Annotated in this window: 22 protein-coding genes and 1 tRNA gene; 19 read left to right on the top strand and 4 right to left on the bottom strand. The window is 65.8% G+C overall.

Going from position 1 to position 21480, the window contains the following annotated elements; genetic code table 11:
* Window position 1: 1 nt before the first annotated feature.
* Both FPL11_RS05130 and pdxH read left to right on the top strand, forming a co-directional pair.
* The gene (locus tag FPL11_RS05130) at window positions 2-1312 is read left to right on the top strand and encodes an NfeD family protein (protein ID WP_144347693.1); all 1311 of its coding nucleotides are present in this window, start codon (window positions 2-4) and stop codon (window positions 1310-1312) included.
* Window positions 1309-1899 carry a pyridoxamine 5'-phosphate oxidase gene (gene pdxH, locus FPL11_RS05125; RefSeq protein WP_110883113.1) on the top strand — a complete coding sequence of 197 codons (591 nt, stop codon included), beginning with the start codon at window positions 1309-1311 and terminating at the stop codon, window positions 1897-1899. Before FPL11_RS05130 ends, pdxH begins: the two co-directional genes overlap by 4 nt.
* Here the strand turns inward: pdxH and FPL11_RS05120 are convergent.
* Entirely contained in the window at window positions 1896-3131 is a 1236-nt protein-coding gene (locus tag FPL11_RS05120) for a hypothetical protein (RefSeq protein WP_110883112.1), read from the bottom strand. The genes pdxH and FPL11_RS05120 overlap by 4 nt on opposite strands.
* 140 nt (window positions 3132-3271) lie before the next feature.
* On the opposite strand from FPL11_RS05120, the gene FPL11_RS05115 reads away from it, so the two are divergent.
* Window positions 3272-3583, top strand: a complete 312-nt coding sequence (locus FPL11_RS05115; RefSeq protein ID WP_144347692.1) for an H-NS histone family protein — start codon at window positions 3272-3274, stop codon at window positions 3581-3583.
* A 20-nt stretch (window positions 3584-3603) separates the two neighbouring features.
* Here the strand turns inward: FPL11_RS05115 and FPL11_RS05110 are convergent, their stop codons facing one another.
* From FPL11_RS05110 to FPL11_RS05100, 3 genes are read right to left on the bottom strand one after another with little or no spacing between them, the layout of a single operon-like run.
* A complete protein-coding gene (locus FPL11_RS05110) occupies window positions 3604-4953 on the bottom strand; it encodes a nicotinate phosphoribosyltransferase (protein WP_186295095.1) in 1350 nt (449 codons plus the stop codon).
* Complete coding sequence (locus tag FPL11_RS05105; protein WP_144347691.1) at window positions 4953-5744, bottom strand: ABC transporter permease; 792 nt, start codon at window positions 5742-5744, stop codon at window positions 4953-4955. The genes FPL11_RS05110 and FPL11_RS05105 overlap by 1 nt, the downstream gene beginning before the upstream one ends.
* Before the next feature lie 2 nt (window positions 5745-5746).
* Entirely contained in the window at window positions 5747-6685 is a 939-nt protein-coding gene (locus FPL11_RS05100; protein WP_144347690.1) for an ABC transporter ATP-binding protein, read from the bottom strand.
* 205 nt (window positions 6686-6890) lie between these two features.
* Between FPL11_RS05100 and carA the strand changes: the two genes are divergently transcribed.
* From carA to nuoE, 16 genes are all read left to right on the top strand, one after another.
* Window positions 6891-8051, top strand: coding sequence for a glutamine-hydrolyzing carbamoyl-phosphate synthase small subunit (gene carA / locus FPL11_RS05095; protein ID WP_144347689.1), 1161 nt, complete (start codon window positions 6891-6893; stop codon window positions 8049-8051).
* A 10-nt stretch (window positions 8052-8061) separates the two neighbouring features.
* Entirely contained in the window at window positions 8062-11280 is a 3219-nt protein-coding gene (carB, locus tag FPL11_RS05090; RefSeq protein ID WP_110883107.1) for a carbamoyl-phosphate synthase large subunit, read from the top strand.
* A complete protein-coding gene (gene greA / locus FPL11_RS05085) occupies window positions 11277-11753 on the top strand; it encodes a transcription elongation factor GreA (protein WP_144347688.1) in 477 nt (158 codons plus the stop codon). The genes carB and greA overlap by 4 nt, the downstream gene beginning before the upstream one ends.
* A complete protein-coding gene (locus tag FPL11_RS05080) occupies window positions 11725-11955 on the top strand; it encodes a hypothetical protein (protein WP_144347687.1) in 231 nt (76 codons plus the stop codon). The genes greA and FPL11_RS05080 overlap by 29 nt, the downstream gene beginning before the upstream one ends.
* Complete coding sequence (locus FPL11_RS05075; protein WP_110883105.1) at window positions 11945-12568, top strand: RlmE family RNA methyltransferase; 624 nt, start codon at window positions 11945-11947, stop codon at window positions 12566-12568. Before FPL11_RS05080 ends, FPL11_RS05075 begins: the two co-directional genes overlap by 11 nt.
* 45 nt (window positions 12569-12613) lie before the next feature.
* On the top strand, window positions 12614-14533 hold the full coding sequence (ftsH, locus tag FPL11_RS05070; protein WP_144347686.1) for an ATP-dependent zinc metalloprotease FtsH: 1920 nt from the start codon (window positions 12614-12616) through the stop codon (window positions 14531-14533).
* Complete coding sequence (gene folP / locus FPL11_RS05065; protein ID WP_412549240.1) at window positions 14493-15389, top strand: dihydropteroate synthase; 897 nt, start codon at window positions 14493-14495, stop codon at window positions 15387-15389. Before ftsH ends, folP begins: the two co-directional genes overlap by 41 nt.
* On the top strand, window positions 15386-16756 hold the full coding sequence (gene glmM, locus FPL11_RS05060; RefSeq protein ID WP_144347685.1) for a phosphoglucosamine mutase: 1371 nt from the start codon (window positions 15386-15388) through the stop codon (window positions 16754-16756). Before folP ends, glmM begins: the two co-directional genes overlap by 4 nt.
* 50 nt (window positions 16757-16806) lie before the next feature.
* Window positions 16807-17565 (top strand): triose-phosphate isomerase, encoded by a 759-nt coding sequence (gene tpiA, locus FPL11_RS05055; protein ID WP_144347684.1) that lies wholly within the window; start codon window positions 16807-16809, stop codon window positions 17563-17565.
* A 30-nt stretch (window positions 17566-17595) separates the two neighbouring features.
* Window positions 17596-17955, top strand: a complete 360-nt coding sequence (gene secG / locus FPL11_RS05050) for a preprotein translocase subunit SecG (RefSeq protein ID WP_186295094.1) — start codon at window positions 17596-17598, stop codon at window positions 17953-17955.
* Window positions 17956-18032: 77 nt separating this feature from the next.
* Window positions 18033-18117: transfer RNA gene (locus FPL11_RS05045), tRNA-Leu, on the top strand.
* Between the two features lie 44 nt (window positions 18118-18161).
* Entirely contained in the window at window positions 18162-18518 is a 357-nt protein-coding gene (locus tag FPL11_RS05040) for an NADH-quinone oxidoreductase subunit A (protein ID WP_110883100.1), read from the top strand.
* The gene (locus FPL11_RS05035) at window positions 18509-18985 is read left to right on the top strand and encodes a NuoB/complex I 20 kDa subunit family protein (protein WP_023365985.1); all 477 of its coding nucleotides are present in this window, start codon (window positions 18509-18511) and stop codon (window positions 18983-18985) included. Before FPL11_RS05040 ends, FPL11_RS05035 begins: the two co-directional genes overlap by 10 nt.
* A gap of 11 nt (window positions 18986-18996) precedes the next feature.
* On the top strand, window positions 18997-19728 hold the full coding sequence (locus FPL11_RS05030; RefSeq protein WP_144347683.1) for an NADH-quinone oxidoreductase subunit C: 732 nt from the start codon (window positions 18997-18999) through the stop codon (window positions 19726-19728).
* Complete coding sequence (locus FPL11_RS05025) at window positions 19721-20974, top strand: NADH-quinone oxidoreductase subunit D (protein ID WP_144347682.1); 1254 nt, start codon at window positions 19721-19723, stop codon at window positions 20972-20974. The genes FPL11_RS05030 and FPL11_RS05025 overlap by 8 nt, the downstream gene beginning before the upstream one ends.
* Complete coding sequence (nuoE, locus tag FPL11_RS05020; protein ID WP_110883097.1) at window positions 20971-21480, top strand: NADH-quinone oxidoreductase subunit NuoE; 510 nt, start codon at window positions 20971-20973, stop codon at window positions 21478-21480. The genes FPL11_RS05025 and nuoE overlap by 4 nt, the downstream gene beginning before the upstream one ends.

The raw sequence follows: 21480 nt of genomic DNA, 5'->3' as shown, positions 1-21480 counted from the left end.
GATGCGTGCGCTGCTCCTTGTCCTGCTATTGACCCTCGCCAATTCGGCGGCGGGGGAGTCCGTCCACCGTCTCAGCATTGAGGGCAGCATCGGGCCCGCCACGGCGCAGTATGTGGCAGATGGCATCGAGGACGCCCGCGACGATTCCGCCGTCGCCGTACTGCTGAGCATCGATACCCCGGGCGGCCTTGACTCCGCGATGCGCGACATTGTTCAGGTCATTCTCGACTCGCCGGTCCCGGTCCTCGGCTATGTGGCCCCCTCGGGGGCCCGCGCCGCGAGTGCCGGCACGTATATCCTCTACGCAACGCATTGGGCGGCCATGGCCCCGGGCACCAACCTTGGCGCCGCGACCCCCGTGCAGGTGGGCCCCGGCGGTGGATCCGAGGGCAGTGCCGAAGACGATGCCTCAACCATGGAGCGCAAACGCATCAACGATGCGGTGGCGTACATTCGCTCGCTGGCGGAGCTGCGGGGGCGCAACGCCGACTGGGCGGAGCGGGCGGTGCGCGAATCCGTCAGCCTGTCGGCACGCCGCGCATTGGCGGACAACGTCATCAACCAGGTCGCCGCCGAGCCACGCGCCGTCCTGGCCGCCGTGGATGGGCGGCGCTTGATGGACAGCGCCGACGCCGCGCCCCTGGAGGTCGCCGAGCGCCGCATCGAGGAACGCCCGCCGGAGTGGTCGGATGAGTTCCTCGCCGTGATCACGCACCCTAATGTGGCCTACATCCTGTTGCTGGTCGGGCTCTACGGGCTGATCTTCGAACTCGCCAACCCAGGGGCCATTGTGCCCGGGGTGATTGGCGGGACCTCGCTGCTGCTGGGGCTGTTCGCGATTCAGCTGCTGCCGGTGAACTACGCCGGTCTCGCCCTGATCGTGCTGGGCGTCGCCTTCATGGTGGGCGAGGCGCTTGTGCCGTCGTTCGGCGCCCTGGGTGTGGGTGGTGTGCTGGCCTTCGGGCTGGGGTCGGTGCTGTTGTTCGACATGCAGGGCCCCGGCTATGAGCTCTCGCTGCTGCTGGTCGCCGGTGTCACCGCCGCCAGTCTGGTCATCTTCATGGGCACCGGCTGGCTGGCGCTGCGGGCGTTCCGGCGGCGTGGCGTGGCGGGTCGGGCGCATATGCAGGGCCTGACGGGCACGGTGACCGCCACTCAGCCGCAGCTGCGGGTCTGGGTTGAGGGTGAGCGCTGGCGGGCCGTCTGCGACCAACCGCTCGCAGTCGGTGATAGGGTCCGCGTGAAAGCGGTGAACGGGCTTACCGTCACGGTCGAGCCCACGGAACAGATACCCGGGAGGGGGACGCAATGACACTCTACGAGACCGCCATCGAGCGCTTCGGCGAATGGCTGGAAACCGCCCGTGAGGCCGAGGGCGTGATCGAGCCCACGGCGATGACGCTGGCGACGGCCCGCGCCGATGGCCAGCCCGGTGTGCGCACGGTGCTGCTCAAGCATTTCGATGGCGATGGGTTCGTGTTCTACACCAACACCCTCAGCAAAAAGGGCACTCAGCTGGCGGAGAACCCGCAGGTGGCGCTGAATTTCTTCTGGGCGCCCCTCGCGCGGCAGGTCATCGTCGAGGGCCGTGTGGAGTTTGTGAGCGATGCTGAGGCCGATGCCTATTTCGCCAGCCGTCCGCGGCTGAGCCAGCTGGGGGCCTGGGCGTCGCATCAGTCACAGGTGCTCACCGACCGTGATGAGTTCGAGGCCCGCCTCGCGGAGGTCGAGGCGCGGTTTGCCGACGCGCCGGTGACGCGCCCCCCGCACTGGACCGGCTACCGCGTCCGTCCCGCCATGCTCGAGTTCTGGCAGGGCCGCGACGGCCGGCTCCATGACCGCGAGCGCTACACTCGCGGTGACGACGGGGAGTGGACCTGGACCCTGCTCAACCCCTAGGCATTGCCCCGGGTCTCGAGCCACGGCTGGAGCGCGGCTGGATGCCCGGCGGCGACGATATGCCCGGGCCGCTCCAGCCGCCATTGGGCTCCCAGCGCCTCGGCACGGGCCTGCCAGTGACCGATCACCGCCTGCATCCCCGCGGGCATGACCGGGTAGTCATGGACCAGGCTGAGCAGCTCGCCGTCGGCCGCCTGGACCAGCGCGGTATAGGCGATGGGCCCCAGCTGTGGGTCGGCCTGCTCGGTGAGGGTCACGATCGCCGCCCGTTCCGCCGTCGGGTCCTCGGTGATGATCTCGCGATACCAGGGTTGCTGTGGGTCGATGACATGCGCCTGGGCCACCGACAGGGCGACCTCGGGGTCCGCCGAGGCCACCCCTTTGCTGGGGGCCACGGCATGCACGGCGATTCCGTGGCTTTCAAGGCCGGATAGATACTGGCGTTGCTGGCGCACCCAATCACCGTAGCCGCGGATCGCCTCCTCAGCGCTCGCTTCGTGATGCGCCGCCCAGGCATCAAGGCTCTGCCACGGTGTCCAGACATCGCCGCCCGTACCCAGAAAGCGATTGCCACTTTCCAATTGGCAGTCCTCGATGCTGTCCGGGCGATACAGGGCGGCCTCGATCAATCGCCATAGATCACCGAATTGAGCATGCTCGAGCTGCACTTTCATGAGCGCCGAAAGATCGTGAAAGGTGGCATAACTCAGATTGACGGGGTCAACGCCCATCAGCTGACGAACGGCCCGATCCGTGGCCAGTCCCGCGCGGCCTTTTTCCAGTAGCACGTTTTCGAGTTTACGGCGTAACGGATCGAGCTGTTCACCCGGTGCAACCAGGGCAAAGGGAATCGCCAGCAACGGCCCCGAGCCCGGGCGGCGTAGCGGTGCGATCGCCGATTCGGGAAAACGTCCGGCATTGCTCCCCAGAGCCAGCAATTGCGGAATGAATGGCCCGCCGCGCAGGCTGCCGCGATAGACGTCGAGGAGCGCCTCGACCATGGGGAGGCCCGGGCGCAGCAGCTCGGTGAGGTCGTAGAGCGCGGCCGGCATGACAAAACCCGACTCGGCAATATCTTCGCCGACAATGCGCCGCAGATCATCGGCGATCGGGGCGGCCAGCACTTCGGCGTTATCGCGGCTCAGCGCTTCGGGCGGACGCCGGCGCATGATCTGTTCGGGATCGAGTTCAACGGTGAGAACAGCGGGGGTCGCGGAAAGGGCGGACGGCATTCCTGCCTCTCTTTAATTTGAAAACTGCAAGTCTATCATCCGCTGGGCAGAATCGATGCATTGACGGGGCTGTTTTCAAATCCGCAATGGATTATATTGTGCGGTGCTATCAACATCCAACCAATCCAGATGGGGAATACATGGATCTTTCAAACTACACCACCGAGCAGTTGAACCAGCTGAAAAAGGATATCGACGTCGAAATCCAGAGCCGGCGCAAGGAAGACGCGAAAAAGGCCCAGCAGGAAATGAAGCAGGTCGCCGAGCGCTACGGCTTTACGCTCAATGATCTGGTCAGTGGCCAGCCGGCCAAGACCCGTGCCAAGGGCAAGGTGCGGTTCCAGCATCCGTCCGACGCCGCCAAGACCTGGTCGGGCCGCGGCCGCAAGCCGGTCTGGATCAAGGAGTGGGAGGCCGAAGGCCGCTCGCTCGACGAACTGCGCGTCGACTGACCGGCGACCGCCCTCGAGCCCTAGCGCTCGGGGGCGGTCTGCGTGAGCAGCTCCTCAAGCTCCGCTGACAGCGTCACGGGATACTCAGCGGGCTCGCGCAGCGCCCGGACGCCCTCGGGCAGAGCATGGAGCTGGGTCTGACAGCGTTCGCGGGCATCGGCCAGCGAGCCATCGCCGGCCGGCAGCCGCCGGCCGTTTTCCATCACCGTCTTGAGCAGGCCCGTGGCGGCGTCGGCGGTTTCCATCAGACCGAGGGTATCGCCCTGCATCATGCCGGCGCCGTCATAGTGCCGGTGGATCTGCTTGCGCCCGGGTAGATCGGTCTTGCCCGAGGAGTGCTTGCTGCGCGGCTTGCCCCGAAAGTAGTGAAGCTTGTAGGCCGAATCCAGGAAGGGCTGATCGGCCGAGGTGTTGACGTTGGAGCCCACGCCCACCCCGTCAATCGGCGCGCCGTCCGCGAGCAGGGTTTCGAGGCGGTATTCGTCGAGCCCGCCGCTCACCAGGATCCGGGTGTCCTGCAGGCCGCCTTCATCGAGGATCTCCCGGGTCATGCGGGCGTTGGCGGCAAGGTCACCACTGTCGATGCGCACGCCCTTGACCGGGATCGAGTCCTGCGCCAGACGGTGGGCCACTTCCACCACCCGCTCGGCGCCGCGGCGGACATCGTGGGTGTCGATCAGCAGGACGACGTTGTCCGGGTGATTGCGCGCAAAGCGCTCGAACGCTTCGGCCTCGCTGTCGTGGGCAAGGACGAAGGCGTGCGCCATGGTGCCGGTGGGCGGGATGCCGTAGCGCGCACTGCCGAGGCAGGTGGCCGTTGCCTCGAATCCCGCCATATAGCAGGCCCGCGACGCCCAGGTACCGGCCTCGCCGCCATGGGCGCGACGCATGCCGAAGTCGATCACCGGCGTGTCCCCCGCCACCAGCCGACAGCGCGCCGCCTTGGAGGCGATCAGTGTCTGGTAGTGGAGGATATTCATCAGCCGCGACTCGATCAGCTGCGCCTCCGGCAGGGGGGCGACGATCTGCAGCAGCGGCTCTTCGGCAAAGAACACGGTCCCCTCCGGCAGGGCGTTGACCCGGCCGCTGAACCGGAACCCCGCCATGGTCTCGATGAAGGCGTCGGAGAAAAGCCCCGACCTGCGCATCCATTCGAGCTCCGCGTCGCCAAAGGTGAGGGTCTCGAGCCACTCCAGTCCCTGATCAAGCCCGGCTGCCACGAAAAAGCCGCGGTGGCTCGACCGCCGCATGAACAGCTCGAACACCGCTTCCTCGGTCATCCCATGCGCGTAGTAGGTCTGCAGCATGGTCAGTTCGTAGAGATCGGTGAGAAGCGGGGTGCGCTCCAGATCCAGGGTCGAGCCCGCCATCAGGTGCGCAGGCCCGTGCCGCGATTGAGCAGCCAGAGGCTGAGTGCCGTCCCCGCGGTGATGAATCCGAGGATGAGGGCGTAGGCGATCGCGATGGGTACGTCGGAGCTGCCCAGGACGCCGTAGCGGAACGCATTGACCATGAAGAAGATCGGGTTGACCAGCGATACATGCTGCCAGAACTCCGGCAGCAGCGAGATCGAATAAAACACGCCGCCCAGGTAGGTCAACGGCGTGAGGACGAACGTGGGCACGATCGAGATATCGTCGAATTTCTTCGCGAAGACGCCATTAATGAACCCGCCCAGCGAAAAAAGCACGGCGGTGAGGAAAACCACCGAGATCGTCACCGGGAGGTTGTGGATATTCAGATCGGCAAAGAAGCTGGCGATGATCGTGACGATCAGCCCCGTGCATAACCCACGTCCGACGCCTCCGGCGACATAGCCGGCCAGGATGACGTAATTGGGGGTGGGCGAGACCAGCAGCTCTTCAATATGCCGCTGGAACTTGGCGCCGAAAAACGACGTGGCCACATTGCTGTAGGAGTTGGTGATCACCGCCATCATGATGATCCCGGGGGCGATGAACTCCATGAAGCTGTATCCCTCCATGGGGCCGACCCGCGAGCCGATCAGGCCGCCAAAGATCACGAAATACAGCGTCATGGTGATGGCCGGCGGCACCAGGGTCTGCACCCAGATCCGCATGTAGCGTTGGGTTTCCTTGCCGGCCAGGGTCTGCAGCGCCGTCAGTGTCTGGCGGGGATACGCGGGATAGAATCCGGCCATGATCAAGCAGTCTCCGACTGGGGTTCAGCGTTGCCGGTGCCGAGCATGCGAACGAACAGCTCTTCGAGCCGGTTGGACTTGTTTTTCATGCTGGTCACTTCAACCCCGGCGGCGTTGAGCGCGCTGAACAGTTCCGTGAGCGTCTGCTCGCCACGCACTTCGACCTCGATGGTGCGCTCATCGAGCGGCAGCACGCCGAAATCCGGGAGTGCGGGAAGCGAGTTGACGGGTGTCGTCACATCAAGGACAAAACTCTGGGATTTGAGTTTCGTCAGCAGCGATCGCACGTCGGTGTCTTCGACAATCCGCCCGCCATCAATGATCCCGATGCCCCGGCAGAGGGATTCCGCCTCCTCGAGGTAATGCGTGGTCAGGATGATGGTGGTGCCGCGTTCGTTCATACGCCGCAGGAAGTCCCACATCGAGCGTCGCAGCTCGATGTCCACGCCGGCCGTGGGTTCGTCGAGAATCAGCAGCCGCGGTTCATGGACCAGGGCGCGGGCAATCATCAGGCGGCGTTTCATGCCCCCGGACAGCTGCCGCGACGGGGCGTCACGCTTGCCCCACAGGTCGAGCTCGCGCAGATACTTCTCCGCCCGCTCCCGGGCGGTCGTCCGGTCGATGCCGTAGAAGCCCGCCTGGTTGGTGACGATCTGGGCGACGGTCTCGAACTGATTGAAGTTGAATTCCTGGGGCACCAGGCCGATGTTGGATTTGGCCTGCCACGGATCCTTGAGGATGTCGTGCCCGAACACCTCGACGCTGCCCGAGGTGGGGCGCACCAGTGAGGCCACGGTGCCGATGATCGTGGTCTTGCCGGCGCCATTCGGCCCGAGCAGGCCATAGAAGTCGCCGGGACGGACCTCGAGATTGATGTCGCGAAGGGCCGTGACGCCGCCAGGATACGTCTTGTTCAACTGACGAAGAGAGAGCGCGTTCATGCTGAATTGGACCGGATTGGTAGACCGCGGAATCGCGGCGGAAAGACGCCAAGGCTAGCCCCTTTCGCGCCGCCGGTGCAAGCAATGGGGGCGGTGCCGTGATTGGACAGTCAAGCCGCCGACGGCGTAAACTTCGGCGCTGAAACAGTGGACGGGAGGGCTTCCGCGGAACCCTCCCGTTTTTGCGAGCAGACGGGGTACAGGCGTGACTCAATTGGCGATTCTGGGGCTGGAAGACGGCTCGATTTTCAGGGGGACGGCACTGGGTGCCAGCGGCCAGACGGCCGGCGAGGTCTGCTTCAACACGGCAATGACCGGTTACCAGGAAATCTGCACCGATCCGTCCTACTACGGGCAGATGGTGACGCTGACCTATCCCCACATCGGCAACACCGGCGCCACGCCGCTGGATGAAGAGTCCCTGGGCCCGCAGCTCGCGGGACTGATCATCCGCGACGCGCCGGTGCGCCTGAGCAACTGGCGCTCGCGCACGCCCTTGCCGGACTACCTCGCCGAACACGGCGTTGTCGGGATCTGTGATATCGACACCCGGCGGCTGACCCGGCTGCTGCGCGAAAAGGGCGCGCAGAACGGCTGCATCATTGCCGGTGACGCCGCTGATCCAGCCGCCGCCGTCGCCGCGGCCCGGGCCCACCCGCCACTGACCGGCCGCGATCTGGTGCGCTCGGTGACCACGACCGAAGCCTATTCGTGGCGGCTGGGCAGCTGGTCGCTGGCGCGGGGCGAGCGCGAGGGCGATGCGGTGGCCGATGCCGATCTGCCCTGGCACGTGGTGGCCTATGATTTCGGCATCAAGCGCAACATCCTACGGCGTCTGGTGGACAGCGGCTGCCGGGTCACGGTGGTGCCCGCCGATACGCCGGCCGAGACGGTACTGGCCGATGCCCCGGACGGCGTCTTCCTGTCCAACGGGCCGGGGGATCCCGAGCCGCTCGATTACGCCATCGAGGCGACCCGGCAGTTCCTTGCCGCCGGCATGCCGGTGTTTGGTATCTGCCTGGGTCATCAGCTGCTGGGCCTGGCCGCCGGCGCCGGCAGCGTGAAGATGAAGTTCGGCCATCACGGCGCTAACCATCCGGTGGTGGATGCCGACACGCAGCGCGTCATGATCTCCAGCCAGAACCACGGGTTCGCCGTGGACGCTGACTCGCTGCCGGACAACGTGCGGGTGATCAACCGCTCGCTGTTTGACGGCACGCTGCAGGGCATCGAGCTGACCGATACGCCCGCCTTCAGTTTCCAGGGCCATCCCGAAGCCAGCCCCGGCCCCCATGACGTGTCCCCGCTCTTTGCCCGCTTCGTCGATTTGATGGCCGCCCGGCAGGCGGCCCGTACCACCAGGTAGACATCCCCCTATGCCCAAGCGTACCGACCTCCAAAGCATTCTGATCATCGGGGCCGGGCCGATCGTCATCGGCCAGGCCTGCGAATTCGATTACTCCGGCGCCCAGGCCTGCAAGGCCCTGCGCGAGGAGGGCTATCGCGTCATTCTGGTCAACTCGAATCCGGCGACCATCATGACCGATCCGGAAATGGCCGATGCCGTGTACATCGAGCCCATTCAGCCCCAGGTGGTGGCGAGCATCATCCGGCGTGAACGCCCGGATGCGGTGCTGCCCACCATGGGCGGGCAGACGGCATTGAACTGCGCGCTCGAGCTGGACCGTCGCGGTGTGCTTGAGGAATACGGGGTCGAGATGATCGGCGCCACCAAGTCCGCGATCGACAAGGCCGAAGACCGCGAGGCGTTCCGTCAGGCCATGGCGCGGATCAATCTCGAGACACCGACCGCGCGCATCGCCCAGTCCATGGACGAAGCCCACGAGGCGCAGCGTGCCATCGGGTTTCCCACCATCATCCGGCCGTCCTTCACCCTCGGCGGCAGTGGCGGCGGCATCGCCTACAACGCCGAGGAATTCGCCGAGATCTGCGAGCGCGGGCTGGATCTGTCGCCCACCAATGAACTGCTCATCGAGGAGTCGGTGCTGGGCTGGAAAGAATTTGAAATGGAGGTGGTGCGCGATCACAGCGACAACGCCATCATCATCTGTGCCATCGAAAACCTCGACCCGATGGGCGTGCACACCGGTGACTCGATCACCGTGGCGCCGGCGCAGACGCTGACCGACAAGGAATACCAGATCATGCGCGACGCCTCGCTGGCGGTGCTGCGCGAGATCGGTGTCGAGACCGGCGGCTCCAACGTGCAGTTCGCGGTCAACCCCGACGACGGGCGTCTCGTGGTCATCGAAATGAACCCCCGGGTATCACGTTCCTCGGCGCTTGCCTCCAAGGCGACGGGCTTCCCCATCGCCAAGGTGGCGGCCAAGCTTGCGGTGGGCTACTCGCTGGATGAGCTGCGCAACGAGATCACCGGCGGGCGGACGCCGGCATCGTTCGAGCCCAGCATCGACTATGTCGTGACCAAGATCCCGCGCTTTACCTTCGAGAAGTTCATGCGCACCAAGCCCGTGCTCACCACGCAGATGAAGTCGGTGGGCGAGGTCATGGCCATGGGGCGGAATTTTCAGGAATCGCTGCAGAAAGCCCTGCGCGGGCTCGAGAACGGTCTGGAGGGCCTTGACCCACGGGTGGTGCCCAGTGACACGGCGCTCGACCGGGTGGTCCAGGAAGTGCGCCAGCCGGGCCCGGAGCGCTTGCTGTGGGTGGCGGATGGTTTCCGGGCCGGCCTGACTCTCGAGCAGCTGTTCGAGCACACCTGGATCGATCCGTGGTTCCTGGCCCAAGTGGGTGATCTGATCGAACGCGAGACAGCGCTCGCCGCCACCGATCTGCAGCGGCTCGACGCCGACGCCCTGCGGCGGCTCAAGCGCAGCGGCTTCTCGGATGCCCGCCTCGCCCGTGTGCTGGGTGTCACCGAGGCCGAGGTCCGCGCCCGCCGGCACGCAATGGGTGTGCGGCCGGTCTACAAGCGCGTCGACTCCTGCGCCGCGGAGTTCGCCACCGCAACCGCCTATCTCTACTCAAGCTACGATGAAGAGGACGAGGCCGAGCCGAGCGATCGCGAGAAGATCATGATCCTGGGCGGCGGGCCCAACCGCATCGGTCAGGGCATCGAGTTCGACTACTGCTGCGTTCACGCGGCACTGGCCCTGCGCGAGGACGGTTACGAGACCATCATGGTCAACTGCAACCCGGAGACCGTCTCCACCGACTACGACACCTCGGACCGGCTGTACTTCGAGCCGCTGACCCTCGAGGACGTGCTCGAGGTCGTCGAGGTCGAGAAACCCGCCGGTATCGTCATCCAGTACGGTGGCCAGACGCCCCTCAAGCTGGCCCGCGATCTCGAGGCCTGTGGCGCGCCCATCATCGGGACCACGCCCAACTGCATCGATCTGGCCGAGGATCGCGAGCGCTTCCAGGGCCTGATCAACGAGGCCGGGCTGCAGCAGCCGCCCAACCGCACCGCGAGCAGTGCCGACGAGGCCTTCCGGCTGGCCGAAGAGATCGGCTATCCGCTGGTCGTGCGGCCGTCCTATGTGCTGGGCGGTCGGGCGATGGAGATCGTCTACCAGGAATCCGAGCTCGCCCAGTACATGAACGAGGCGGTCCGGGTCTCCAATGAATCCCCCGTGCTCCTCGACCGCTTCCTCGATGACGCCGTGGAGGTGGACGTTGATGCCATCTGCGACGGCGAGGATGTCCTGATCGGCGGGGTGATGGAGCATATCGAGCAGGCCGGCGTGCATTCCGGCGACTCGGCCTGCTCGCTGCCGCCCTACAGCCTGGCCCCCCAGGTGGTGGACCGGCTCCGCGAGCAGATGCGGGCCATGGCGCTGCGGCTGAACGTGGTCGGCCTGATGAACGCCCAGTTCGCCATCAAGGGCGACGAGGTGTTCGTGCTCGAGGTCAACCCGCGGGCGTCCCGCACGGTGCCGTTCGTCTCCAAGGCCACCGGCCTGCCCCTGGCGAAGATCGCCGCGCGCTGCATGGTGGGCCAGAGCCTGGCCGATCAGGGCTGCACCCGCGAGCGGATCCCGCCGATCTACTCGGTCAAGGAGGCGGTCTTCCCGTTCATCAAGTTCCCCGGTGTCGACCCCATCCTGGGCCCGGAGATGAAGTCCACCGGCGAGGTCATGGGCATCGGCCCGGTCTTTGGCGAGGCCTATGCCAAGTCCCAGCATGCCGCCGGGGTGGAGCTGCCGCGCAGCGGCCGGGTGTTCATCAGTGTCCGGGACGCCGACAAGCCGGTGATCGCGCCGATCGCCCGGGACCTGGTGCGCAAGGGCTTCGAGCTGGTCGCCACCCGCGGGACCGGTGATGTCCTCGAGCAGGCCGGCATTGCCTGTGAGCGCATCAACAAGGTCGCCGAAGGACGCCCGCATATCGTCGATGCGATCAAGAACGGCGGGATCCAGCTGATCATCAACACCACCGAAGGCCGGCAGGCGATCGCCGATTCGTTCTCGATCCGTCGGGAGGCGCTGCAGCATAAGGTGTGCTACACCACCACCATTGCCGGTGCCCGGGCGACCGGCCAGGCCTTGGGGTATCTTGAATCCGATGATGTGCGTTCACTCCAGGATCTGCACAGGGAGGCCAGAGCATGAGTAAGACACCGCTCACCGTGCGCGGTGCCGAGCAGCTTCGTGACGAGCTCAACCGGCTCAAGACCGAGGACCGTCCGCGGGTGATCAACGCCATCGCCGAGGCGCGGGCCCATGGCGATCTCAAGGAAAACGCCGAGTATCATGCCGCCCGCGAGCAGCAGGGCTTCATTGAGGGGCGGATCGCTGAGATCGAGTCCAAGCTCGCCAATGCACAGGTCATCGACGTGACCACGCTGCCGGCCAACGGCAAGGTCGTGTTCGGCGTCACCGTGGTGCTGGCCGACGAGGAGGATGGCACGGAGAAGACCTATCAGATCGTTGGCGAGGACGAGGCGGATATCAAGAACGGCCGTATTTCGGTGCAGTCACCCATCGCCCGCGCGCTGATCGGCAAGGAAGAGGGCGATGTCGTCGACGTCCAGACACCCGGAGGCCACCGAGGCTATGAAATCGTCGAGGTCCGATACGAGTAACCGCCTGTCGCGGCTCGACGCCATCAAGCTCGAGCTCGCCGTGGTGGTGGGTCTGCTGGTGGGAGTGCTGATCGTGATCTGGCGGGTCGACATGAGTCACTGGGCGGATCTGGCACTGCTGGCACTGAGTGGTTTCGGCGCCGGCGGCTGGATCGCCTGGCGCACCCGGGGCGTACTGCGGGACCATCAGCGTGGCGCGTAGCAGCGGCAGTCGGCGCTGGCTCGACGAGCACTTCAACGACCCCTACGTCCGCGAGGCTCAGCGCCGGGGCCTGCGCTCCCGGGCCGCTTTCAAGCTCGAGGAGATCGACCAGCGGGATCAGCTCCTCAAGCCACGCCAGTGCGTGGTCGATCTGGGAGCGGCGCCGGGGGGATGGAGCGAATACGCCGCCCACCGCGTGGGGGCGAGCGGCTGCGTGATCGCCGTTGACCGGCTCGAGATGACGCCGCCACCGGGGGTGACCTTCGTCCATGACGACTTCGACACCGATGCCGGGCTCGCCGCGGTGGATACGGCACTCGCCGGTCGGTCGGTCGACCTTGTACTCTCGGACATGGCCCCCAATTTCGCCGGTCAGAAGGCGATTGATCAGCCGGCGGCCATGCGGCTCGCCGAGCTGGCCCTCGACTTCTGTGACGATCGGCTGAAACCTGAGGGTGGGCTGCTGGTCAAAACATTTCAGGGACAGGGCTTTGATGAACTGCTCCAGGCGATGCGCCAGGCATTCCGCCGGGTTCAGAGCCGCAAACCCCCGGCCTCACGCGGCCGGAGCCGAGAAGTCTATCTGCTGGCCCGTGGCTTTCGGGCAGTGTAGGCTGCCGAATTATTCGATCTGTAGAGGTGAGCCGTCTTGAACGACATGGCCAAGAATTTGCTCCTCTGGGTGGTCATCGCCGTGGTGCTGATGTCCGTTTTCAGCAATTTCCAGGGGCAGGGGACCACCGCCCAGGAAATCCCGTATTCGCAGTTCCTGACCGAGGTCGAGAACAGTCGGGTGGATTCGGTCACCATGAAGGGGCCGGTCATTCGTGGTACCCGCGGCGACGGGTCGAACTTCACGACCTACAGCCCCGAGACCGATAACAGCGCCCTGGTGGGGCAGCTGATGGACAGCGGCGTCAATATCAGCGCCGAAGAGCCCGAGGGGCGCAGCATGCTGCTGCAGATCCTGATCTCGTGGTTCCCCTTCCTGCTGCTGATCGGCGTGTGGATCTACTTCATGCGTCAGATGCAGGGCGGCGGTGGCGGCCGTGGCGCCATGTCGTTCGGCAAGAGCCGCGCCAAGATGATGTCCGAAGAGCAGGTCAAGGTGACCTTCAAGGATGTCGCCGGCGTGGAAGAGGCCAAGCAGGACGTGGTCGAGCTGGTGGAGTTCCTCAGCGACCCGTCCAAGTTCCAGCGCCTCGGGGGCAACATCCCGCGTGGCGTCATGATGGTCGGACCGCCCGGCACGGGTAAGACCCTGCTGGCCAAGGCCATTGCCGGTGAGGCGAAGGTTCCGTTCTTCAGCATCTCGGGCTCGGACTTTGTCGAGATGTTTGTGGGTGTCGGCGCCTCCCGGGTGCGTGACATGTTCGAGCAGGCCAAAAAGCAGGCGCCCTGCATCATCTTCATTGACGAGCTCGATGCCGTCGGCCGCCAGCGCGGCGCGGGAATGGGCGGCGGCAATGACGAGCGCGAGCAGACCCTCAACCAGATGCTGGTTGAAATGGACGGCTTCGAGGGCAACGAGGGGATCATCGTCATCGCGGCGACGAACCGGCCCGATGTGCTCGACCCGGCGCTGCTGCGGCCGGGGCGGTTCGACCGGCAGGTGGTGGTGCCGCTGCCGGACGTGCGGGGGCGTGAGCAGATCCTCAACGTCCACATGAACAAGACCCCCCTGGCCGACGACGTCAACGCGCGGACCATCGCCCGCGGATGCCCGGGATTCTCGGGGGCGGATCTCGCCAACCTGGTCAATGAGGCGGCCCTGTTCGCGGCACGCCGCAACAAGCGGGTCGTGGATCAGAACGACTTCGAGGATGCCAAGGACAAGATCATCATGGGCGCCGAGCGCAAGTCCATGGTCATGGGCGAGGACGAAAAGCGCCTCACCGCCTACCACGAGGCGGGGCATGCCATCGTCGGGCTCAACGTGCCCGATCATGATCCCGTGCACAAAGTGACCATCATCCCCCGCGGCCGCGCGCTGGGTGTGACCATGTTCCTGCCCGAGGAAGACCGCTACAGCTATACCAAGCAGCGGCTGAACAGCTCCATCTGCGGGCTTTTCGGCGGCCGTATCGCCGAGGAGCTGATCTTCGGGGCCGAGCGGGTCACCACCGGTGCCCAGAACGACATCGAGCGGGTCACCGAAATCGCCCGCAACATGGTCACCAAGTGGGGACTGTCCAGCAAGATGGGGCCGCTCGCCTATGGCGAGGACGAAAGCAATAACGCCATGGGGCTGCCGATGGGGCAGAAGAACATCTCCGATGAGACCGCACACTCCATTGACGAGGAGGTCCGGCGGATCGTTGAGGAGAACTATGCCGAGGCGACCCGGGTGCTCAAGGCCCACGACGACAAGCTCCATGCCATGGCCGACGCGCTCATGAAGTACGAGACCATCGATCGCGATCAGATCGACGACATCATGAACGGACGGCCACCGCGTCCGCCCAAGGAAAGCGAAGGCCCCTCGGGCACGGCACCGGGCGGTGGCACCGCCGACGAGGGCGACGGTCAGGTCGCCGATGACGGAGTCGGCGTCGGCAAGCCCGCCAGCGAGCATTAGTCCCGCCGTGACGGAGACGCTGGATTGCGGGGGGCGTGAGCTGTCGCTGCGTCACCCCCGCGTGATGGGTATTCTCAACGTGACCCCCGATTCCTTCTCGGACGGGGGTCGTTTCGTCGGCGCCCAGGCCGCCGTCGATCATGCCCGGGCCATGCAGGAAGCCGGCGCGGCGATCATCGATGTCGGCGGCGAGTCCTCCCGCCCCGGGGCCACCGGGGTCCCGGAGCAGGAAGAACTGGATCGGGTGATCCCGATGCTCGAGGCGCTCCACGGGGCCGTCGAGGTGCCGCTGTCCGTGGATACCACCAAGCCCGGGGTCATGAAGGCGGCGGCGGCGGCCGGCGCCGGCCTGATCAATGACATTACCGCCCTGCGCAGTCCCGGCGCGCTGGAGGCCGCGCGCGAGACCGGACTGCCGGTGTGCCTGATGCACATGCAGGGCGCGCCGGCGACCATGCAGGACAATCCCACCTACAGCGACGTCCTCGGCGAAGTCACCGCCTTCCTGCGCCAGCGGCTGGACGCCGCCGCGGCGGCAGGCATCCCGCGATCCCGGTTGCTGGTCGACCCGGGTTTCGGGTTTGGTAAGCGGGACCCGCATAATGCCCGACTACTGGCCGGACTGCCGGCCCTGACCGAGCTGGGCGTGCCAGTGCTGGCGGGCCTGTCGCGCAAGTCGCTGGTGGGCCGCGTGCTGGGGCGCGAGCTGCCCGATCGCCTGGCCGGCAGCGTGGCGGCTGCGGCGCTGGCGGCGTGGCATGGGGCATCCATCATTCGGGCGCATGACGTGGCCGAGACCCTGGATGCGGTGAATCTGATGGCGTATGTCCGTCAACATGGAGGAGGGGACGCATGACGCGCAGGTATTTCGGGACGGATGGCATCCGCGGTCGGGTCGGTGAGCCGCCCATCACCGCCGATTTCGTCCTCAAGCTGGGATGGGCCGTGGGGCGCGTCATCGGCGCGCGCCATGGCGCCGGGGAAGTGCTGATCGGCAAGGACACGCGGCTGTCCAACTATATGTTCGAGTCGGCCCTCGAGTCGGGGCTCTCGGCGGCCGGGATCGATATCCGTCTGCTGGGCCCCATGCCGACCCCGGGGATCGCCTATCTCACCCGCACGCTGGGGGCCAGCGCGGGCATCGTGATCAGCGCCTCGCACAACGGCCATCAGGACAACGGCATCAAGTTCTTCTCCGCCGACGGTTTCAAGCTTGACGACGCCGCCGAGCTGGCCATTGAGGCGCAGCTCGACGAGCCCCTCGCCACCGTTGAATCGGCCCAGCTCGGCAAGGCCACGCGGTTGATGGACGCCCCGGGGCGATACATAGAATTCTGCAAGGCCGCGCGTCCGGCCGGCCTTGATCTGCGCGGGCTCAGGCTGGTGGTGGACTGCGCCAACGGCGCGGGCTATCAGGTCGGCCCGGCGGTGTTCGAGGAGCTGGGGGCCACCGTGATCCGTCGCGGTACCCATCCCGATGGCCTCAACATCAACGTCGACTGCGGCTCGACGCATCCCGCGGGGCTGCAGGCGGCGGTCATCGAGCAGGGGGCTGATGCCGGCATCGCCCTGGATGGCGATGGCGATCGGGTGATCATGGTCGATCATCGCGGCGAGGTTCTCGATGGCGACCAGCTGCTGTGGATCATCGCCGCCGAGCGCGCCCGTCAGGGCACGCTGCGCGGGCCGGTGGTGGGCACGCAGATGAGCAATCTGGGGCTTGAGCGGGCGCTGCGCAGCCTCGATATCGACTTCCATCGTGCCCGGGTCGGGGACCGTTATGTCCTGGAAATGCTCCGCGAGCACGCGGGCACACTAGGTGGCGAATCCTCGGGGCACATCGTCTGCCTGGACTGCACCACCACCGGTGACGGCACCGTATCGGCGCTGCAGGTGCTGGGCGCGATGGTCCGGGCCGGGCGGCCGCTGGCGGATCTGCTCGACGGCATGACGGCCATGCCGCAGCACCGCGTGGATGTGCCCATTGAGCGGGGCAGCCGGCCCATGAGCGACGCGCGGATCACCCGTGCCGTGGAAGCCCTCGAGGCCGAGCTCGGCGAGCGCGGTCGGGTGCTGCTGCGCGCCTCGGGCACCGAGCCGCTGCTGCGGGTGATGGTCGAGGGCGAAGAGGCCGCGCAGGTCGAGGCGCAGGCCCGTGCGCTAGCCGCCGAAGTGCGGGCCCTGTGTGGTGTGACCGAGCCGGCCGGGGCCAATGTGAATTGATTCGGCGCGGTCCGATCAGTAACCTTCCCGGTTTTTAGCAGGGGACTGCCATGCGCACGCCGCTGATTGCCGGTAACTGGAAAATGAATGGCCTGGGCGACGACGCCCGCCACCTCGCCACTGCGGTGGCACAGGGCGTCGCTGGCCTGGGCGGCGTTGAGATCGCGGTGTGCCCGCCGTTCGTCCACCTCGACACGGTCCGTGACCGGGTGGGCGATGCACTGTCGGTGGGCGCGCAGAACTGCGCCGATGCCGCCGAGGGCGCCCGCACCGGCGAGGTCTCGGCGGCAATGCTGGCGGATCTGGGCGTGCGTTACGTCATCCTCGGCCACTCTGAACGGCGCCAGCATTATGGCGAGGACGACGCGCTGATCGCCGCGCGCTACGCCCAGGCCCTCGAGCAGGGGCTCCGGCCCATCCTCTGTGTCGGTGAAACCCTTGAAGAGCGTGAGGCCGATCGGACCGAATCGGTGGTGGCCAGTCAGCTGAATGGCGTGATCGACCGGCTTGATGCCAACATCGGGCTCGGCAACGGCGTGATCGCCTACGAGCCGGTCTGGGCCATCGGCACGGGCCGCACGGCGACCGCACAGCAGGCGCAGGCCATGCATGCCTTCATCCGCCAGACGCTAGCGGCACGTGATGCCGACCTGGCCGAGCGGATGCGACTGCTCTACGGCGGCAGCATGAAGGCGGCCAACGCGGGCGAGCTGCTTGCCGAGCCGGATATCGACGGTGGCCTGATTGGCGGCGCATCGCTCAAGGCCGATGATTTTGTGGCCATCTGCGCCACGGCAGCGCGGGGCTGACCCCCGTCAACAAACGGAATCGACTGACTGATGTACACGATTGTTCTGGCCATCCATCTTGGGCTCGCACTGGTGCTGATCGGCGTGGTGCTGCTCCAGCACGGCAAGGGCGCCGACGCCGGCGCCGCCTTTGGCAGCGGCGCTTCCAACACGGTCTTCGGCGCCCGCGGGTCGGCGTCCTTCCTAGGGCGGCTGACCGGCATTCTCGGCGTGGGCTTTTTCGCCACCAGCCTCACGCTGGCGATCATGGCCGGCACCTTCAGTTCCGGCGGCAGTGTCGTTGACGGGTCGGCCACCGACACTCCGGCCACCGAAAGCGCACCGGCGCCAGCGGCCGATGACGCGGGCAATGGTGAGGGCAGCTCGGCCCCGGCGCCCGCCCCCGACTGAGCTGGCTGCGCGGCCCCTGCGGATTGCCCGCCGGGGGCTGCGCTGGTAATATCTCGATTGTTCAAGGCCACCGTGCCGCGGATGTGGTGGAACAGGTAGACACGCTGTCTTGAGGGGGCAGTGGCGCAAGCCGTGCCGGTTCGAGTCCGGCCATCCGCACCATCTTGGTCCTACCAACCGTTTCGACTGAAAGGTGGCATTCGCCTATGATCGAGAGCTATCTGCCCGTCCTCGTGTTCATCGCCATCGCAATGGGGATTGGCATCGCGCCTCTCGCCGCGGGCTTCATCCTTGCACCCCGACGACCGGACCACGAAAAACTGTCGCCGTACGAGTGCGGGTTCGAGGCGTTCGAGGACTCGCGCATGCAGTTCGACGTGCGTTACTACCTCGTCGCCATCCTGTTTATCATTTTTGATCTGGAGATCGCTTTCCTGTTTCCGTGGGCCATCGTGCTCGACGAGATCGGGCTGTTCGGTTACGGCGCCATGGCGATATTCATTGGCGTTCTCCTGGTCGGTTTCCTCTATGAGTGGAAGAAGGGGGCTCTGGAATGGGAATAGAAGGCGCTCTCGACAAGGGCTTCGTCACAACCTCGGCGGACAAGCTCATCAATTGGGCGCGCACCGGCTCGCTATGGCCGATGACCTTTGGTCTGGCCTGCTGCGCGGTCGAGATGATGCATGCCGGCGCGGCCCGCTATGACATGGATCGGCTCGGGCTGATCTTCCGGCCGTCGCCACGGCAGTCCGACGTGATGATCGTCGCCGGCACGCTGGTCAACAAGATGGCGCCGGCGCTGCGTCGGGTCTACGACCAGATGCCCGATCCCAAGTGGGTGATCTCGATGGGTTCGTGCGCCAACGGCGGTGGTTATTACCACTACTCCTATTCGGTGACACGGGGCTGTGACCGGATCGTGCCCGTGGACATCTACGTGCCCGGCTGCCCGCCCACCGCCGAGGCGCTGCTCTATGGCGTGGTCCAGCTGCAGAACAAGATCCACCGCACGAACACCATCGCACGCTAGGGAGAATCGCCATGGCCCTGACGGCTGACAAGGTGCTCGAACAGGTCCGTTCATCGCTGGGTGACCAGGTCGTCGCCAGCCGCTGCGAATACCGCGAGGCGGAAATCGAAGTCGCTCCCGGCGATCTCTATGCGGCCATGCAGATCCTGCGCGACGAGCCCGGGTTGGCTTTCAGCCAGCTGCTGGACATCGCCGGCGTCGACTACGCGGCCTACGGGCAGGATGAGTGGATCACCGAAGAGGCCACCAACACGGGCTTCAGCCGGGGCGTCGATGGCTTCAGCACCGGGCGGTTGGGGCTGACCGGCATCTACGGCGTCCAGCCGGTCCGCGAGAGCACCGGGCGCCGCTTTGCGGCGGTCTATCATCTGCTTTCGGTCAGCCATAACCATCGCCTGCGAGTGCGCTGTTTTGCCGCCGATGATGATCTGCCCATGCTCGATTCCATCGTGCCGCTCTATGCATCGGCCAACTGGCAGGAGCGCGAGGCGTTCGATCTGTTCGGGGTCATCTTCAACGGGCATCCCGACCTGCGCCGGATCCTGACTGACTACGGTTTTGTCGGCCATCCCTTCCGCAAGGACTTTCCGCTGATCGGCAATGTCGAAGTGCGGTACGACGAAAACCGGGGTCGAGTGGTCTATGAGCCGGTCTCCATCCAGCCGCGTGTGCTGGTGCCGCGGGTGATCCGCGACGACAACCGCTACGCCGACCCCTCCAAGCAGGAGGCCCCCGATGCCTGAGATCAGTAGTTACACCGTCAACTTCGGCCCCCAGCATCCGGCCGCCCACGGCGTACTGCGTCTGGTGCTCGAAATGGACGGCGAGGTGGTCCGCCATGCCGACCCGCACATCGGCCTGCTGCACCGCGCCACCGAAAAACTCGCCGAGACTAAGCCGTTCAACCAGAGCATCGGCTACATGGACCGGCTCGATTACGTGTCGATGATATGCAACGAGCATGCCTATGTGCTCGCCATCGAGAAACTGCTGGGGATCAAGCCGCCGGAGCGGGCCCAGTACATCCGCACGATGTTCGATGAGATCACCCGGATCCTCAATCACCTGCTGTGGATCGGCGCGCACGGGCTGGATGTGGGCGCCATGACCGTCTTCCTCTATGCGTTCAAGGAGCGCGAGGAGCTGATGGACTGCTACGAGGCGGTCAGCGGGACGCGGATGCACGCCACCTACTACCGGCCCGGCGGTGTCTACCGCGATCTGCCGGCGCGTATGCCCAAATACCGCGACTCGGAGTATCGCAGCGACAAGGACCTCAAGCGCATGAATGCCGATCGCGAAGGCAGCATGCTCGACTTCATCGAGGCGTTCTGCGACCGGTTCTCGGGCACCATTGACGAGATCGATACCCTGCTGACCGACAACCGCATCTGGAAGCAGCGCCTGGTTGACGTGGCCGTGGTCCCGCCCGAGCGGGCCCTGCAGCTCGGCTTTACCGGGCCCATGCTGCGTGGCTCGGGGGTCGAGTGGGATCTGCGCCGCAAGCAGCCCTACGAGGTCTACGACCGCATGGACTTCGATATCCCCGTGGGCACCAACGGCGACTGCTATGACCGGTATCTGGTGCGCATGGAAGAGCTGCGTCAGTCGGTGCGGATCATCCGCCAGTGTGCCGACTGGCTGCGGCGCAATGACGGCCCGGTCATCCTGGGTGATCACAAGGTGGTCCCGCCGAGCCGCGAAGAGATGAAAGACGACATGGAGTCGCTCATCCATCACTTCAAACTGTTCACTGAGGGCTACTGCACACCGCCCGGCGAGGTCTATGCCTCGGTCGAGGCGCCCAAGGGCGAATTTGGCGCTTACATCGTCTCCGACGGGGCCAACAAGCCCTATCGGCTCAAGCTGCGCGCTCCGGGTTTCGCCCACATGTCGGCCATGGACGAAATGGTCCGCGGCCACATGCTCGCGGACGTCGTCACGGTGATGGGAACCATGGATATCGTTTTTGGAGAGGTGGACCGGTGAGCACAGCCGAGAGCCCGGATCAGAATGAACTGACTGCGCCCGAGCGCGAGGAAATCGACCGCTGGCTGGCACAGTTTCCTGACACCCCCGAGGGGCGCCGGTCGGCCGTGATTCCGGCGCTGCATGTGGTGCAGCACAACACCGGCTGGCTGCCCCGCGGGCGGATGGACGCGGTGGCGGAGTACCTCGGCATGGCGCCGGCCCGGGTCTACGAAGTGGCCACCTTCTACGGCATGTTCGAGGTCGAACCCGGTGGCCGTCACCGGGTCAATATATGTACCAACATTTCCTGCATGCTCCGGGGGTCGGATGAGATCGTCGAGCATGTCGAGAAAAAGCTGGGAATCAGCCTTGGCGAAACCACCAGTGACGGTCGCATCACCCTCAAACGCGAGGAAGAATGCCTGGCAGCCTGCCGCAGCGCGCCCATGATGCTGGTGGACGAGGTGTTTTACACGGATTTGACGCCCGAGAAGGTCGATCGGATCCTCGACGATCTGGAGTAG

Origin of the sequence: Spiribacter aquaticus, assembly GCF_007625215.1 — a bacterium.
GTDB classification, from domain to species: Bacteria; Pseudomonadota; Gammaproteobacteria; order Nitrococcales; family Nitrococcaceae; genus Spiribacter; species Spiribacter roseus.
This window is presented reverse-complemented; position numbering and strand designations above follow the sequence as displayed.